The organism is Meridianimarinicoccus marinus (assembly GCF_040689105.1).
Taxonomy (GTDB): domain Bacteria; phylum Pseudomonadota; class Alphaproteobacteria; order Rhodobacterales; family Rhodobacteraceae; genus Meridianimarinicoccus; species Meridianimarinicoccus marinus.
Genome location: NZ_JBFBVU010000043.1, coordinates 1 through 15,352, shown reverse-complemented (window position 1 = coordinate 15,352; position 15,352 = coordinate 1). Strand labels below are relative to the sequence as shown.

The window sequence follows — 15,352 nt, the reverse complement described above, 5'->3', positions numbered from 1 at the left end:
GAGCCTGAAGATTCTTGAGAACGCACTGGCAGACCAGACCAGCAATCTCCCCGGCCCGGTCCGAGTGATGGGAGCAATCCACGTGGAGCAGATCACGAGGCTGACAGCAGTGATCGACCGGCTCGCGGCCGATCTGGACGCGGCATCGAAGACAGATGAAGAGTTGCGGCGGCCTTGCACCATGCCCGGGATCGGCCCTGTTACCGCCGGCGCCGGCGCCGGCGCCGTCGCTGCTTTCGCGCCGGATCTCAATACGTTCGACAGCGGGCGTAATTTCGCGGCCTGGCTTGGCCTGGTGCCACGGCAGAGGTCGACAGGCGGCAAGACCAGGCTGGGCTCGGTCAGCAAGATGGGGCAAACCGACATCCGTCGATTGCGGATCGTCGGCGCAATGAGCGTGATCCGCTGGGTGGTCCGGAAGGGCGGCAGTGTGAACCGCTGGTTGGCCGCGCTTGTCGCGCGGAAGCCCAGGATGGTCGCGGCCGTCGCGCTGGCGAACAAGATGGTCCGCATGATCTGGGCCATGACGACAAAGAAGGAGGACTACCGAATGGCGTGACCGAAGCCCATAAAGGGCCAGGGCACGATATGGCCGCAAGGCCGGGGCGACGGATCGACGGATCGACGAGGAGTAGGCGACAGGGACTTCGAAGTTCAAGGCGGGAGATTCAGGCCCGGGGCTCGAGCGCTTGCAGCTCTCTGAACCGATGTGAACCCAGCCTTCCGAACAGCATACCGGCCCGTGGCGTCATCCAAGGCCACGCTTAGCAGGCCTGACACACGTCCGATCGAAGGCCCCGCCGAAAGACCGAAGATAATGCTTGCCAAACAGGGGGCATCCACACACGTGCCGGTGTAGGGCAGACAACAGCCATGCAGTGCGTTTCCGTTCATCGCTGCCGCCATGCCATGTTCCCGCACGCGATAGTGATTGTAGAGGCCCGAGAAATCCCCCGCCGTGGCTGGCGCCATGCCCGGCACAAGGGTGTTCACCGTACCCGTCAGGTCGGCGCAGCGGTTCGAAGATCCGCTCCGCCGTTTGCCGTTGCTTCCTCAGCCGACCTTTGTCGTCTTCCAGGATCTTGTCGATGACCGGAATGAAGCGATCGAGCATAGGTCGGATCGGCGGCTCCATCCGTCGATAGCCGGGTGGCACAGCATGCTTCAGGATCTTCGCAACCGTTTTCCGGTCGATCCCGAAAACACGCGCCACTTCACTCTTGTGCATTCCATCGACATGACACGCACGCCTGACCCTATTGTAGAGCTCCACAGAATACATTTTCTGCCCTCAGCTCGTTCGCCTCGCGGCCAAGATGCGGACTTTTGCTCTGCGACGGTCAGATTGCCCGACCGTTTCCGCTGTCCAATTTGTCTCCGGGAGCCTCATCAGTCGATCTGCGCGGCATAGGGGTCTTACTCCACCTACTTCAAGGTCGGATCACCCATCAGGCCATCGTCGAGCAATTCGATCTCATCAATGTCGTTGCGGACCCAGAAGAACCGAAATGACATGGATCGCAGCCAGTTTTCCAGCCGGTCAAGGCTGGTCCATTCCCGCCGAAGGCCCCTGGCGCTCAGGACCTGTGCCCATTCGCCTTCGACCAGAAAATAGACCGTCCATGTGTTGGGGTGTCGGGTCTGATCGGCAAACCCGCCCGCGCTCAGCTCTCTGGGCGTGCGTACGGCAACCGGATAGTCGCCGATCAGCCCGGCAAGCGCGTACCTGCCAATATCGTTCTGACGGATCGTGCGGCTTGGAACCTGGGCTTCTTCATCCATCGCGAGAGAGCTTTCTTGTAGGGCACAAAAATACTGTTGCTACACTATGGAGCATAGTGATACAGCATGACGCATAGTGTAGCAACACCTCATGAAGCGCAGCCTTGCGTTCAGACGAGGCAAAGAGACAGCCGATGCAGTTGAAGTTCCCCAGCCTGAGCAAAGACCGGATGGCTCGATTTCGAGGCGATCCCAATGGTCGAAAACATGGCCGGGATGGCCTCTGCGGCTTTGGCCGGACCAGCGAAACGGCCTGGAAGGGTGCCTGAGAAAGTCATTGAAATGAACAAGAACACCAGGAAAGTTGCACCGATCCCGCGTGGCTATCGGTCGATCACACCGCACATCTGTGTATCCGATGTCGACGCCGCCGTTGGGCTGTATGTCAACGCGTTCGGCGCGACGGTTGTGTCGACGGAAACCGCCCTCGGTTCTGAAACAACGCTGTTCGCGCAGCTCAAGATCGGAAACGCGCTGGTCACCATCGGACAGGGTGAGGGGTTCGGACCCGGCATTGTAAGCCTGCACCATTATGTCGAAAATCTGGACAGGACCTGGGAGTCTGCCCTGGCGGCGGGATTCACCGTAGTGCGGGAGCCCGAGGAGACCTATTGGGGTGATCGCATGGGCCTGATGCTGGATCCCATCGGTGTTCGCTGGAGCATTGGCCAACGCGTCACGCGCCTGACTGCGGAGGAACGCGAAATCCGCGCGAAAACCGCCATGGGATATCGGGCAGAAACCGCGCACGCCGAGCCGCAGCCTGTAGGAACGCCCCTGTCCGCACAGGACTTGGCCGAAAACGCCACCGTCCCGCCAGGCGCGGCACCCTGCCCGGCCACGGAAAGACAACCTGTCGACAAGACCCTTTCACCCTTTCCGACCTCAATGCACGACCTCAACGCCTGACCCTTCGAAGATGGCAAACGATCAAAGGTACTCAGAATGAAAAACGCCGAAGTAAGCCAAAGGCGCGACCAAGCAATCGCACGTGGTGTTGGCATGATGACTCAGGTCTATGCCGAGAAGGCGAAAAACGCCGAGATCTGGGATATTGAAGGCAATCGCTATATCGATTTTGCCGCTGGGATCGCCGTGGTGAACACCGGCCATTGCCACCCAAAAATCATGGCGGCCGTCGAAAAGCAGCTCAAGGCGTTCACGCATACCTGCCACCAGGTGGTTCCCTACGAGAACTACGTGGCGCTTGCCGAGCGTCTGAACGAGAAGGTGTCCGGGGACTTCGAAAAAAAGACAATCTTCGTGACCACCGGCGCGGAAGCGGTCGAGAACGCCATCAAGATCGCGCGCGCTGCCTCGGGCCGGCCGGCGGTGATTGCCTTCGGGGGCGGCTTTCATGGCCGAACCTTCATGGGCATGAGCCTGACCGGCAAGGTCGAACCCTATAAAAAGGGGTTCGGGGCCATGATGCCGGATGTGTTCCACGTCCCGTTCCCGATCGATCTGCATGGCATCTCGACCCAGCAGTCGCTGGACGCCCTGACCAAGCTGTTCAAGGCCGATCTGGACCCGGCGCGCGTTGCGGCGATCGTGATCGAGCCGGTGCAAGGCGAAGGTGGGTTCTACCAGGCCCCCGCCGAGTTGATGCGCGGTCTGCGCAAGTTGTGTGACGAACATGGCATCATCCTGATTGCGGATGAGGTTCAAACCGGATTTGCCCGCACCGGCAACATGTTCGCGATGGACGCCTATGATGTCGCCGCAGACATCACCACGATGGCCAAAGGTCTGGCCGGGGGCCTGCCGCTTGCCGCGGTGACGGGGCGGGCGGATCTGATGGACGCTGCAAACCCCGGCGGCCTTGGCGGGACCTATGGCGGCAACCCCCTGGGAATCGCCGCCGCACACGCCGTGCTGGATGTCATCGAGGAAGAAGACCTCTGCGCCCGCGCAAACGAGCTTGGCTCGCGACTGAAGCAGCGGCTTGAGCAGATCCGCCAATCCACGCCGCAACTGGTGGAAATCCGCGGACCGGGCTTCATGGTGGCCGCCGAATTCAACACCGCGGACGGGTCCGCCCCGGACGCCGAGTTTGCCAACCGGGTGCGCGCCGAAGGCTTGAAGCGCAACCTGATCCTGCTGACCTGTGGCGTCTATGGAAACGTGGTGCGCTTTCTTGCCCCGATCACCATTCCGGACGATGTGTTCGCGGAAGGGCTGGACATCCTTGAAGCGTCGATTGAAGCCGCAAAGCAGGCCTAGGTTCAGCGCGCTCTGAAAACCTCTGCGGGAGCCGTGTGCCGATAGTCACGGCTCCCGCATCGGATGATGTCAAGTTTCCCGGTGCAGACACAAGCCTAGAAGGGCGGGCTTCAAATCGCCGACAGGCCGGCGTTGGTGTTCAGCAGGAACTGCGAGAACATCGGGCTGCTGGCGGCACCGATGCCCCGGGCGTTCTGGCCGATGTTTCCGGCGTCAATCCGGGGTTCGATCAAGCCCCGCTTGTCCTGATTGACAAGATACCGCCGGGTCCGTTCCACCAACTCGTCCCGCACGTCTGGCGGGAAGGCCCCGTCAATCACGATGGCCTCGAAATCGATCACCGAGCAGATGGACAGGGATGCCTTGGCCAGCTCCTGCGCGGTCTGGCCGACCCATGGCTCCACATAGCGCGACAGGCCGCTCCAGTCCTGGGGCTGTCGCCACAGGACCGAGGGATCGATCCCGATCTCGACCAGGCGCGCCTCCAGAAGGTGGATCGAGGCGACGTCGATCAGTTGCTGGGCCTCTCCCAGCGGACCGGTGCTGCGCATGGATCCAAGGGCGCCGGCATTGCCCCGAGTTCCTTCGAAGACTGTGCCGTTCAGAACCACGCCGCCGCCGACGAACGACCCGATGAAGAAATAGGCATAGTCCCGGTACGCATGCGTGCGTCCGTACAGATGTTCCGCCTGGCAGGCGGCGGTGCCGTCGTTGACGATGAACACCGGCAGATCGCTGAAAGCCGCGACTTTGTCCTTGAAGTCGATGTCTTTCCACGAGCGGAATTTCTCGGCCGCGAGACCGACAAGGTCGTGCCATTTCCAAAGCTCGAATGGCGCAGCGATCCCCACTCCGCACACCCGTTGCCTCAGGCTGGCCGGCAGGCGCCCCACAAGGGTTTCCAGCCCCTCTTTCAGGAATCCGAAAACGGCGTCGGGCATCGGATACCTGTAGGTTGTGTGCATCTGTCCGCGCACTTTGCCCGACAGATCCAGAAGCACCAGATCGGCGCTGCGGCGGCCGATCTTCAAGCCGATGGAAAACACCCCGTCGGGGTCCAGCTCCATCGGGATGGAAGGCTTGCCGACCTTGCCGCGCACCGGCTCGCCGCGCCGGACCAGACCGTCCGCTTCAAGGTTGCGCAGGATGGTGGACACCGTGGGTTTGGACAACCCGGTACGACGCGCCAGTTCGGCTGCGGGAACGGCGCGTTCGAACTGCAGGATTGATAGGATCAGGCGTTCGTTATAGTCGCGGATGCCACTTTGATTTACGCCTGCCCGCTTTGCGCTGATGTTATCTCCGTCCATGGCGCGGACCATATGTGCCTCCCCTTCAAAAGGGAAGGTACATGCAATGCCTTAGTAAGTAAAGTTTACAAACTAATTGACAGGGCCAACAGAATCAGTTCTTTTAGGGTCGGACCTGACGGATTTCACTGCGGTGAGCCTGGAAAGGGAAACACCCGGTCCATAGTAAAATTCGCTTCGTGTGGGAGGAAAACATGAAAGCTCTAATGACTACGTCGGCCCTGGCCGTGAGCCTGTGCGCAGGTGCCGCCTATGCCGAAACCAACGCCTGCCTGATCACCAAGACCGACACCAATCCCTTCTTCGTCAAGATGAAGGAAGGCGCCACGGCAGCCGCCGAACAACACGGCATCACCCTGTCGACTTTTGCCGGAAAATACGACGGCGATGTCGAAACCCAGGTGGCCTCGGTCGAGACCTGCATCGCATCCGGCGCGAAGGGCATTCTGATTACCCCGACCGACAGCCGCGCGCTGGTGCCGGTCATCACCCAGGCTCGGGACGCCGGGATCCTTGTCATCGCACTGGACACGCAATTCGAACCAGCCGACGCCGCCGACGCGACCTTTGCCACCGACAACTTCAAGGCGGGGGTTCTGATCGGCCAGTGGGCGCGCGCCACGATGGGGGACGACGCGGCAAACGCCAAGATCGCGCTGCTGGATCTCAACGCCTCGGAAGTCTCGGTCGACTATCAGCGTGACAACGGCTTTCTTCAGGGCTTCGGCATCGACATCAAGGATCCGACCGATATCGGCGACGAAGACGATCCGCGCATCGTCGGCAATGATGTGACTGACGGTTCGCCTGACGGCGGACGGACCGCGATGGAGAACCTGCTGCAGATCGATCCGGACATCAATCTGGTCTACACCATCAACGAACCCGCCGCCGCCGGCGCCTATGAGGCGCTGAAGTCTTTCGGCAAGGACGAAGGCGTGCTGATTGTCTCGGTCGATGGCGGCTGCCCCGGTGTGAAAGACATTGCCGGCGGTGTGATCGGCGCGACCGCGATGCAGTTCCCGCTGCTGATGGCCTCCAAGGGCATCGAAGCGATCGCGACCTTTGCCGAAACCGGTGAGAAGCCGCAGAACACCGAAGGCCTGGATTTCTACAACACCGGTGTCGAGCTGGTGACCGACAAGCCCGTCGAAGGCCTGCCGTCGATCACCTCGGAAGAAGGTTTGCAGAAGTGCTGGGGCTGATCCCCGGCTGACCATTCCGGCAGGGCGCCACGGTGCCCTGCCCTTTCGCTTCCCCCCCCCATTTTGACGGAATCTGACGCCGCGACTATGCTTGCCGGCAAGGGAGAGAGTCATGTCTGAACCTAACAATCCTGCCCGATCGGGCCAGGAATTTGAACAGGACCTGAACCGAAGCGACGCCAGGGTCGCCGAGTTCGAGGTCGAAAACCACACGCTGCTGGACCGGATCCAGCACCTGCTTCACAACAATCCCACGCTGGTTCCGGTGATCGTGCTGGTTCTCAGCCTCGTGGCTTTCGGGTTGATCGCGGGCGGAAAATTCTTTTCGGCCTTCAACCTCAGCCTCATTCTGCAGCAGGTGTCGATCATCGGCATCCTGGCCGCCGCCCAGTCGCTGATTATCATCACCGCCGGCATCGATCTGTCGGTCGCGGCAATCATGGTGCTGATGTCGGTCGTCATGGGCAATCTGGCGGTGTTCGCCGGCGTGCCCGCCGGCTTCGCCATCCTGGTGGGTCTGGCCGGCGGGGTCGGCGCGGGCCTGATGAACGGCTGGCTGATCACTCGTGTCAAGCTTCCGCCCTTCATCACCACGCTCGGCACCTGGTCGATCTTCTATGCGCTGCTGCTGTGGCTCTCGGGCGCGCAGTCGATCCGCGGCCAGGACATCGATACCGAGGCACCATTCCTGAAATTCTTCGGGGCGTCCTTCGATGTCGGCGGCGCGCGCATCACGCTCAGCTCGATCCTGATGATCGTGGTCTTCGTCGTGCTCTGGTACATGCTGAACAAGACCGCCTGGGGCCGCCATGTCTATGCCATCGGCGACGACAAGGAGGCCGCCGATCTGTCGGGCATTCGCACCGACCGCACGCTGCTGTCGGTCTACGGGCTGTCGGGCTTCATCTGTGCGCTGGCGGGCTGGGCCTCGATTGGCCGAGTCGGCTCGATCTCGCCGCAATCCTTCTACGAAGGCAACCTGGATTCGATCACCGCCGTCGTGATCGGGGGCATCTCGCTGTTTGGCGGGCGTGGCTCGATCATGGGCGCGCTTTTTGGCGCCCTGATCGTCGGGGTGTTCCGCTCCGGCCTTCGCCTCTCGGGTGTTGACGTGCTGTGGCAGGTCTTCGCCATCGGCTGGCTTATCATCATCGCGGTCGCAATCGACCAATGGATCAGAAGGGTTTCGGCATGACGCAGACAGCAACACCTGTCGTACAGGCCCGCGGGATCGTGAAGCGCTATGGCCACGTGACCGCAATCGACCACTCGGATTTCGAACTGCGCGCCGGAGAGGTTCTGGCGGTGATCGGAGACAACGGCGCCGGCAAGTCGTCGATCGTCAAGGCGATCTGCGGCGCCACCATACCCGATCACGGCGAGATCCTGATCGAGGGAAAGCCGGTCCGGTTCACCTCTCCCATCGAGGCGCGGGACATGGGGATCGAGATCGTCTACCAGAACCTCGCCCTGTCCCCGGCCCTGTCGATTGCCGACAACATGTTCACGGGGCGCGAGATCCGCAAGGAAGGCTGGACCGGCAAGTATCTGCGGATGCTCGACAAACCCGCCATGGAGAAGTTCGCGCGCGACAAGCTGACCGAACTGGGGCTGATGACCGTGCAGTCGATCAAGCAGCCGGTCGAAACCCTGTCGGGGGGGCAGCGCCAAGGCGTCGCCGTCGCCCGCGCCGCGGCCTTCGCCACCAAGTTCATCATCATGGATGAACCGACGGCAGCCCTGGGCGTCAAGGAAAGCCGCAAGGTGCTGGAACTGATCCAGGATGTCCGGGCCCGCGGTATCCCGATCATCCTGATCAGCCACAACATGCCGCATGTGTTCGAGGTCGCCGACCGCATCCACATCCACCGGTTGGGCAAGCGGCTTTGCACCATCGACCCCAAGGACTACACCATGTCCGACGCGGTCGCCTTCATGACCGGTGCCAAGGAGCCTCCGGCCCAGGACGCCGCGTAAGCGAACGCGTGAAGTGATCGAGGCGCTGCCGGGTTGAAATCCGGCAGCGCCTTTTCCCGTGCGGCCCCGGGCTGTTGCCCTTGGTCGACGTCCTGTTTCGGAACAACGGATAATGGCGAAGGGGCTTGCCACTTGTCTTGCGCGGCTTTCCCCCTTTGAATGTGAAGCGGGACCGCCAAACCGCAGAAAGCTTCGATGCTACAGTCCAGATCCTTTCGCTATATTCTGGCGGTCTCGCAGCACGGTTCGATACGCAAGGCGTCCGAGGTCCTGAATATTGCGCCCTCGGCGGTCAACCGGCAGATCCTGGAGTTCGAGCGCGATCTGGGCATGCCGCTTTTCGACCGGCTTCCACGGGGCATGAAGCTGACCAGCGCCGGGGAAGTCGTCATCGACCATATCCTGCGCATGGACGGCGAGATTGACCTGATGCACGCCCGGCTGCGAGACCTTCAGGGCCTTGAGGCAGGTCAGATCCGATTGGTTGCGGCCTCCGGGCTCATGTCCTCGCTGATCGCCACCACCGCCGCGAAGTTCTGCCGGGACCACCCCAAGGTTGAGCTCAAGATCAACGTCATGGCGCTGGAAGAGATCGTCGAGGCTGTGGGGGAAGGCACCGCCAATCTGGGCCTTGGCTTTGACCTGCCCCGCGAGTCGCGCCTGTCGACACTGGCCAGCATGCACCAGCCGCTCGGGTTCATCGTTCCTCCGGACCACCGCCTGGCCGGCTATCCAGCCCTCCGGCTGAGCGATTGCGTCGGCGAGCCGCTTATTCTTCCGCCGCCGGGAAGTGGCATTCGAATTCTGCTGGATGCCGCTTTTGCCGAATGCCGCATCGATCCGAAAATCATCATCGAGTCGAATTCCGTCGAGCTTCGAAAGCACCTGGTCCGGCAGGGGGCCGGGCTGTCGATCCTGTCATCCGTCGATACACTGGGGGACGTGGCCGAAGGGCTTCTGGTTCACGTCCCGCTGGCCGATCCCGCCGTGCCGGGCCAGACGCTCAAGCTGGTCAGCCGGGCTAAGGGGACACTGGAACCGCTTCAGGCCAAGCTGGCAGAAGAATTCAGGCGCCGGTTTTCCGACCTTAGCGCCTGAGTGTCCTCATTTTCAGTACAGATATAGCGAATCTTTGCGCTTTATAGGACGCTCTCAATTCCCGAAGTTCCTGACATCGTACAAGCGGCACCCCCGCAGAACCATTCAGGAGCACGTCATGCGCAAAAGCATCCTTGCACTTCTCCTCACCGCAGCCCCGATCCCGGCAATGGCCGATGGCTGGCCTTCCGACACGATCCGTATTGTTGTCGGCTTTACGCCCGGTGGGTCCAGCGACCTTGTGGCCCGCCTTCTGGCGCCGATCATCAGCGCTGATCTTGGCACCAACGTGATCGTTGAAAACATGCCCGGGGCTGCGTCGACGATTGCCGCCGCCAGCGTCAGCAAGGCCGACGCGGATGGTTATACGTTCTTCCTGTCCAACGTCTCGGCCAATGGGATCGCCCCGTTTACCTATTCAGATCTGGGATACGATCCGGTCGCGGATTTCGACGACGTCACCATCCTTGGCTACATCCCCGCCGTGCTGCTGGCGTCCAATGCATCGTCCACCGAAACGCTGGAGGACTTCATCGCCGAGGCCAAGGCCAGCCCCGATGGCATCCTGTTCGGCTCGGGCGGGCATGGGACCATGAACCACGTCAGTGGCGAGTTGCTGAAACTCTCGGCCGGCCTGAACATGGAACATGTTGCCTACAAGGGCTCTGCCGAGGCGATGAACGACCTGCTGGCCGGGGTGATTGACTATCAGATCGATGCGCTGACGCAGAATGTCGGCCAGATCAATGCCGGGGCAATCAAGGCGCTTGCGATCACCACACCCGAAAGATCCCCGGCCGCCCCCGAGATCCCGACGTTCGTCGAACTGGGCCTGCCGGATGTGGTGGCCTTCAACTGGGTTGGCCTGTCCGCCCCGGGTGGCACCCCCGACGAGATCATCCAGCGGTTCTACGAGGCCAGCCACAAGGCGATGCAGGACCCGGAAATCAAGGCGCAGTTCGAAAACTGGGGCATGTTCCATATCGACAGCACGCCCGCCGAGGCCGAAGCCTTCGTCAGCGCCGAAGTCGCCAAATGGGGGAATGTTGTTGCCAGCGCAGGGGCCTTCGACTGATGTCACGCATTGCTCTGATCCTTAACGGCTACAAGGATGATCGCGGTTTCGTGCAGGAGGGCTATGAAGGCGCGCTCGCCGCGCGGGAAAGCCTGGGCTTCGACCTCGACCTGATCGACTTCACCAAAGGTTCGGAAGAGCTTCTTCGCGACGAGGTCGAGCAGGCGGTGAAACGCGGCGCCAGCGGCGTGATCGTCCATGGCAGCCGCGCGGATGCGGCCTTGCAGGACGTGGCGCGGACATATCCCGATTGCGCCTTCCTGTCGCCGGGCGGTCAGGCTGAAGGGCCGAATGTCTGGAACTATGCCGTTCGGCACTTTGAGGCCGCATTCCTTGCCGGGATTCTGGCCGGGCGCATGACCAGAAGCGGCGTCGTCGGACATCTGTCCGGTGTCTTTATCTCCCCCGGCAAGAAGGGGCGCGCCGCCTATGTCGATGGCGTGCGGACAGCGGACCCCGCCGTCGAGGTCCTGACCGGCTTTTGCGGCAACCAGGACGACCCCGCACTTGCGGCCGCGTGGATTACGGCGCAGGCGCAGCAAGGGGCAGATATCATCTTCACCATGCTGAACTTCGGCAGGTCGGGTGCCGTGGACGCCTGCCGCACGCAGGGCATCCATCAGATCGGCAACATTCGGGACTGGTGCGCCGAGGAACCGGATGTCTTCATTGGCTCGGCAATCTCTCGACATGGCTGGTCGATCCGGACGTGGATCGCGGATCTTCTGGCCGACCGGCTGGAACCGGGCCGCAACCTGCATCCCGGCCTGGAAACGCCCGAAGCCGTCGACCTCATTGTCGGCAAGGACATTCCGGGGGCCGTTCTTGACGAGATCGCGGCCTACCGTGAAGACATCGTGGCTGGCCGCCGGGTCGTCGAGACCACCTATGATGGACCGGAGTTCATGCCGGACATGACCCTCAACACCGCATGAGGCTTGCCATGATGGACAGCAGGAAAAAAGCCGATCTTCTGTGCGGCGCAGCCGTGGCCTTGCTGGGCGTGGTCGCGCTCTCCTCGGCCACGGGCTGGGAGGTCGGCTCTCTCCGCCGGATCGGCCCGGCTGTCTTTCCCGGACTCGTCGGGGCCGTGCTTGTCGGCCTCGGCATTGCCATTGCACTGGTGGACGACCGGATCGCGGACGAGGAAGCCCCGGCCCCGGTCAACCTGCGCGGCCTTTTGCTCGTGGTGGCGGGGCTGGCGGCCTTCACGATGCTGATCAAATCCGCGGGGCTTATCCCCGCGATCTGGGCCGCAGTCTTCCTCTCCGCCTATGCCGATCCCGCGTTCCGCCTGCGGGATACCGCGCTGGTTGCCCTCATCATGAGCGGGATCGGCCTCGGGCTCTTTGTGCATCTCCTCGGGTTTCAGGCCCGCGCATTCGGAGCGTACTGATGATCGACAACCTGGCCCTTGGCTTTTCCGTTGCCCTGTCTTTCGAAGGGCTGGTCTACTGCTTTCTCGGCGTGTTTCTGGGCACGGTCATCGGCGTTTTGCCGGGCCTCGGCGTCATGGCGACGCTGGCGATTCTGATGCCGATCACCTTCCATCTCGACACGGTCTACGCCCTGATCATGCTGTCGGGCATCTACTATGGCGCGGCCTTCGGGGGGTCTACCGCCTCGATCCTGCTGAACCTGCCGGGAACGGCCAATACCGCGATCACCTGCCTTGACGGCTACCCGATGGCGCAACAGGGCCGCGCGGGCGTTGCCCTGTTCATGACCGCCGTCGCGTCGTTCACCGGCAGCATCATCGGGCTCCTGATCCTGGCGCTCTGTGCGCCGTTGCTGGCGCAGATTGCCCTGAACTTCGGGTCGCCCGAGTACTTCACCCTGATGCTGTTGGGGCTGTTCGCGGCCGGGATGCTGTCCAGGGGGTCGCATCTGCGGTCGACGGCATCCATCTTCATCGGCCTGTTTTTCGGCATCGTCGGCACCGATATCAGCACCGGGGTTCAGCGATTCACCCTGGGCCAGCCCGAGCTTTATGCCGGCATTCCGCTTGTTGCGATCTCGCTCGGGCTGTTCGGACTTCCCGAGGTGATCGGCAACGCCGGGCGTCAGGACAACAAGCCCGTGACCGGCACCCGGATCTCCATGCGTTCGATGCTGCCCAACCGTGTGGACATGCGCAGATCCATCTGGCCGATGCTGCGCGGCAGCGGGATCGGCGCCTTCTTCGGGGCGCTGCCCGGCACCGGCAGCCTGATCGCCTCTTTCGCTTCCTACGTCGTGGAAAAGAAGGTGCACCGCGATCCGTCGCTGTTCGGCAAAGGCGCCATCGAGGGCATTACCGGACCCGAATCCGCCAATAATGCGGCCACCCAGACGGCCTTCATCCCGACCCTGACCCTTGGCGTGCCGGGGGACGCCATCATGGCGATGATGCTGGGCGTGATGCTGATCCACGGGGTCGCCCCCGGACCGCGGCTGATCTCGGAACAGCCGGATCTGTTCTGGGGGCTGGTTGCAAGTTTCCTGATCGGCAACGTGTTGCTGGTGATCTTCAACGTCCCGCTGATCGGTCTCTGGGTCCGCCTGCTGCGGATCCCCTACCACATGCTGTTCCCGGCGATCCTCGTCTTCATCTGCCTCGGCGTCTACAGCGTGAACTATGCGACCCTCGACCTTGTTCTGGTGATCTGTTTCGGTGCCTTGGGCTATGCGATGACCTTGCTGAAACTCGAACCCGCCCCCTTGATCCTTGGCCTGGTTCTGGGGCCGATGATGGAAGACAACCTTCGGCGTACCTTGATGATCTTTCGCGGCGATGTCTGGGCCATTCTGGACCGTCCGCTGTCGCTGGCCTTTCTCTTGTGTACCCTCGCCATCATCCTGGTTGGACTGATCGGACCCTTGTTTCGAAAGTCTGCGCGCCACAAGATGCGGCCGAAGCGGTCATAGAGGCCGGAGGGAATCCAATTCGCCCGCTCTCGGTGTGCAGACCATGCGTCGCCGGTCCTTGAGCGTTCCGAACATGATCTCGAATCGGTTCCGGCGTTTGTGTGACCTCTGTCGGAATTCATGGCTGTCGTGCGTTGCGTGCGACCTGGGAAACAGGCGCGTATGCCTCTGTTTCTCACGGCTTCTCTGGGCCGATCCGCATCGTAGACCCGATCGCCAATCAACCAATCTACGGTCGGCGGGCTGCCCAGTAATGCCCGCGCGCCGATGTCCCCGCTGACCTGCCCGGCGATGGCGAACAGGTTGAGCGGTCGGCCCTGGCTGTCGCAGATGGCGTACCGCTTGGTGTTCATGCCGCCCGTTCTGCGGGTGAACGATCCGCCGGATCGTTTCCTTGCCTTGAACTCGGGCCAATCAGACGGTCACGCCCCCCATTTTTCCGTCGTCCCAACCGATTGGCTGTCCATAATTGCAACTGTGGGTTGGGGCCTCGGCTCGCTTTTTCCCGGGCAGCGGTCGATGCAAGCGAACCCAGACACCGTCGGAAATCCCACCACACCGTTCCCAAAGGCGGAAAATCCTGCGGGAGAAGGCGCCATTGGCATCCCGAACGCGGCAGATGGAGGTGTATCGACCACACCCTGAAAATCCGTTTCCCGGGGTCGCTCGTCCGATCGCGGGGGTGGCAGATGGGGCAACCAGCGTCCACGGTTCAACGGTGTGGTCTGTGGCCAGGCCATTCGGCGCCATGATCACCTCCCGTCTCTGGACAAGAAGATGCCTCTGGATACCAAAATGACGACCTCTCACACAGGCGCTGCGGGTGCCCAGCCCCTCAGTATTGCATCGGATTGCTGTGTGTCGGAGGATCGAGATGGACCAGTTTCTTCGCTTGCTCCAGGGTGAAAAGCTCGGGCTCTTCCGGTGGCGGCCCCTTGTACGGCTGCGACACGTGCTTGGGTGTTGCGTCCCCCTGTTCCCCGGCCCGTTGCAAGGCGAGGGCCAGCGAGACCAGCCCCGCCGCAAGCGCCGTGGCCGCCGATGTCCCCGAGAACCCGCAATAAAGCGACGCGACCTCGAGATGCTCGTCGCTTTCCTGGCCCGGAAGTTGAACGTAGGGTGACGGGTTGTAGCCCGCCGAGCCGGGCACGTCGGTGGACACGATATCCGTCGGCTGGAAATTCTGGTCGAACATCCACCACGCGGCCCGCGTTTCCGACGTGCTGGTGCGATATCCAGTGCGACGCGTCGCCCAGCCTGCGCTGCGCGCGAGCGCGCCCGCGCCGCAGGTCTGGCCGACATCCGGCGACACGAGGCGGTCTCCGACAGGCTGTCCCTGGTCATGGTTGGTCTCCCTGGTCATGGGTAAGGTCGGCAACCTTGGACACCTCGTTGCCGGACTTGAACGCAGTGGCCAGCATCCAGGCAAGGGGGAACAACGGCAGCACCAACCACAGCGTCCCTGCCACAGCGGCCAGACCTAAGTCCCACTGCTGGAAGGCAAGCTTGTAGGTATACAGGCTGAGGGTGGTTGTGGCGTTGATCCGGCCGCCCTGTGTCAGCACCCATGGCAGGGTGATTTCCTGGAACACCTTGACCGATTGCAGGACACCCAGCGTGATCAGCATCGGCCTCATCAGCGGCAGAATGATGTAGTGGAAGCGTTCCACCGGGGTGGCGCCATCAAATCTGCGGTCTCTAGGCTATGGACTTCGGTAACGGGGCGGTTTGTGTCAAGCCGCTTTGCGCAGGCAAAGCTATCCGCCAGAGCGGTG

The 15,352-nt window shown here is 62.2% G+C and carries 14 protein-coding genes and 2 pseudogenes; 11 read left to right on the top strand and 5 right to left on the bottom strand.

The genetic code is table 11. The features are described from left to right. On the top strand, window positions 1-559 hold a 559-nt coding region (locus AB0T83_RS18990; RefSeq protein WP_366194790.1), incomplete at its 5' end, for a transposase. Between the two features lie 866 nt (window positions 560-1,425). On the opposite strand, the gene AB0T83_RS18985 is transcribed toward AB0T83_RS18990, so the two are convergent. Next, on the bottom strand, window positions 1,426-1,782 hold the full coding sequence (locus AB0T83_RS18985) for a hypothetical protein (RefSeq protein ID WP_366194789.1): 357 nt from the start codon (window positions 1,780-1,782) through the stop codon (window positions 1,426-1,428). A gap of 282 nt (window positions 1,783-2,064) precedes the next feature. Here AB0T83_RS18985 and AB0T83_RS18980 point away from each other — a divergent pair, with 282 nt between their 5' ends. Continuing rightward, the gene (locus AB0T83_RS18980; protein ID WP_366194788.1) at window positions 2,065-2,691 is read left to right on the top strand and encodes a VOC family protein; all 627 of its coding nucleotides are present in this window, start codon (window positions 2,065-2,067) and stop codon (window positions 2,689-2,691) included. A gap of 36 nt (window positions 2,692-2,727) precedes the next feature. Beyond that, complete coding sequence (locus AB0T83_RS18975; RefSeq protein WP_366194787.1) at window positions 2,728-4,005, top strand: 4-aminobutyrate--2-oxoglutarate transaminase; 1,278 nt, start codon at window positions 2,728-2,730, stop codon at window positions 4,003-4,005. A gap of 110 nt (window positions 4,006-4,115) precedes the next feature. Here the strand turns inward: AB0T83_RS18975 and AB0T83_RS18970 are convergent, their stop codons facing one another. Beyond that, window positions 4,116-5,315, bottom strand: a complete 1,200-nt coding sequence (locus AB0T83_RS18970) for an ROK family transcriptional regulator (protein WP_435891197.1) — start codon at window positions 5,313-5,315, stop codon at window positions 4,116-4,118. A gap of 194 nt (window positions 5,316-5,509) precedes the next feature. Here AB0T83_RS18970 and AB0T83_RS18965 point away from each other — a divergent pair, with 194 nt between their 5' ends. The 8 genes from AB0T83_RS18965 to AB0T83_RS18930 all read left to right on the top strand — a co-directional run bounded on the left by AB0T83_RS18965 (window position 5,510) and on the right by AB0T83_RS18930 (window position 13,577). Further along, window positions 5,510-6,520: a sugar ABC transporter substrate-binding protein gene (locus AB0T83_RS18965; RefSeq protein WP_366194785.1), complete on the top strand. Its 1,011-nt coding sequence runs from the start codon at window positions 5,510-5,512 to the stop codon at window positions 6,518-6,520. A 112-nt stretch (window positions 6,521-6,632) separates the two neighbouring features. Next, window positions 6,633-7,715 (top strand): ABC transporter permease, encoded by a 1,083-nt coding sequence (locus tag AB0T83_RS18960; protein ID WP_366194784.1) that lies wholly within the window; start codon window positions 6,633-6,635, stop codon window positions 7,713-7,715. Next, entirely contained in the window at window positions 7,691-8,497 is an 807-nt protein-coding gene (locus tag AB0T83_RS18955) for an ATP-binding cassette domain-containing protein (RefSeq protein WP_435891196.1), read from the top strand. Before AB0T83_RS18960 ends, AB0T83_RS18955 begins: the two co-directional genes overlap by 25 nt. A 195-nt stretch (window positions 8,498-8,692) precedes the next feature. After that, window positions 8,693-9,595 (top strand): LysR family transcriptional regulator, encoded by a 903-nt coding sequence (locus AB0T83_RS18950; protein ID WP_366194782.1) that lies wholly within the window; start codon window positions 8,693-8,695, stop codon window positions 9,593-9,595. Window positions 9,596-9,713: 118 nt separating this feature from the next. Then, complete coding sequence (locus tag AB0T83_RS18945) at window positions 9,714-10,670, top strand: Bug family tripartite tricarboxylate transporter substrate binding protein (RefSeq protein WP_366194781.1); 957 nt, start codon at window positions 9,714-9,716, stop codon at window positions 10,668-10,670. After that, window positions 10,670-11,605 (top strand): BMP family protein, encoded by a 936-nt coding sequence (locus AB0T83_RS18940; RefSeq protein WP_366194780.1) that lies wholly within the window; start codon window positions 10,670-10,672, stop codon window positions 11,603-11,605. Before AB0T83_RS18945 ends, AB0T83_RS18940 begins: the two co-directional genes overlap by 1 nt. 8 nt (window positions 11,606-11,613) lie before the next feature. After that, window positions 11,614-12,066, top strand: a complete 453-nt coding sequence (locus tag AB0T83_RS18935; protein WP_366194779.1) for a tripartite tricarboxylate transporter TctB family protein — start codon at window positions 11,614-11,616, stop codon at window positions 12,064-12,066. Further along, entirely contained in the window at window positions 12,066-13,577 is a 1,512-nt protein-coding gene (locus AB0T83_RS18930) for a tripartite tricarboxylate transporter permease (protein WP_366194778.1), read from the top strand. Before AB0T83_RS18935 ends, AB0T83_RS18930 begins: the two co-directional genes overlap by 1 nt. 42 nt (window positions 13,578-13,619) lie before the next feature. On the opposite strand, the pseudogene AB0T83_RS18925 reads toward AB0T83_RS18930, so the two are convergent. The 3 genes and pseudogenes from AB0T83_RS18925 to AB0T83_RS18910 all read right to left on the bottom strand — a co-directional run. Beyond that, window positions 13,620-13,975 (bottom strand): annotated as a pseudogene (locus AB0T83_RS18925) (transposase); the annotation flags it as partial. Window positions 13,976-14,412: 437 nt separating this feature from the next. After that, a complete protein-coding gene (locus tag AB0T83_RS18915; RefSeq protein WP_366194776.1) occupies window positions 14,413-14,940 on the bottom strand; it encodes a hypothetical protein in 528 nt (175 codons plus the stop codon). Continuing rightward, window positions 14,918-15,256, bottom strand: a pseudogene (locus AB0T83_RS18910) (carbohydrate ABC transporter permease); the annotation flags it as partial. The pseudogene AB0T83_RS18910 and the gene AB0T83_RS18915, both read right to left, overlap by 23 nt. Window positions 15,257-15,352: the final 96 nt, after the last annotated feature.

Bases quoted from the DNA above. Each gene is read 5' to 3' on its own strand.
- AB0T83_RS18985 (WP_366194789.1), bottom strand. From the start codon at position 1,782: ATGGATGAAGAAGCCCAGGTTCCAAGCCGCACGATCCGTCAGAACGAT.
- AB0T83_RS18980 (WP_366194788.1), top strand. From the start codon at position 2,065: ATGAACAAGAACACCAGGAAAGTTGCACCGATCCCGCGTGGCTATCGG.
- AB0T83_RS18975 (WP_366194787.1), top strand. From the start codon at position 2,728: ATGAAAAACGCCGAAGTAAGCCAAAGGCGCGACCAAGCAATCGCACGT.
- AB0T83_RS18970 (WP_435891197.1), bottom strand. From the start codon at position 5,315: ATGGACGGAGATAACATCAGCGCAAAGCGGGCAGGCGTAAATCAAAGT.
- AB0T83_RS18965 (WP_366194785.1), top strand. From the start codon at position 5,510: ATGAAAGCTCTAATGACTACGTCGGCCCTGGCCGTGAGCCTGTGCGCA.
- AB0T83_RS18960 (WP_366194784.1), top strand. From the start codon at position 6,633: ATGTCTGAACCTAACAATCCTGCCCGATCGGGCCAGGAATTTGAACAG.
- AB0T83_RS18955 (WP_435891196.1), top strand. From the start codon at position 7,691: ATGGATCAGAAGGGTTTCGGCATGACGCAGACAGCAACACCTGTCGTA.
- AB0T83_RS18950 (WP_366194782.1), top strand. From the start codon at position 8,693: ATGCTACAGTCCAGATCCTTTCGCTATATTCTGGCGGTCTCGCAGCAC.
- AB0T83_RS18945 (WP_366194781.1), top strand. From the start codon at position 9,714: ATGCGCAAAAGCATCCTTGCACTTCTCCTCACCGCAGCCCCGATCCCG.
- AB0T83_RS18940 (WP_366194780.1), top strand. From the start codon at position 10,670: ATGTCACGCATTGCTCTGATCCTTAACGGCTACAAGGATGATCGCGGT.
- AB0T83_RS18935 (WP_366194779.1), top strand. From the start codon at position 11,614: ATGATGGACAGCAGGAAAAAAGCCGATCTTCTGTGCGGCGCAGCCGTG.
- AB0T83_RS18930 (WP_366194778.1), top strand. From the start codon at position 12,066: ATGATCGACAACCTGGCCCTTGGCTTTTCCGTTGCCCTGTCTTTCGAA.
- AB0T83_RS18915 (WP_366194776.1), bottom strand. From the start codon at position 14,940: ATGACCAGGGAGACCAACCATGACCAGGGACAGCCTGTCGGAGACCGC.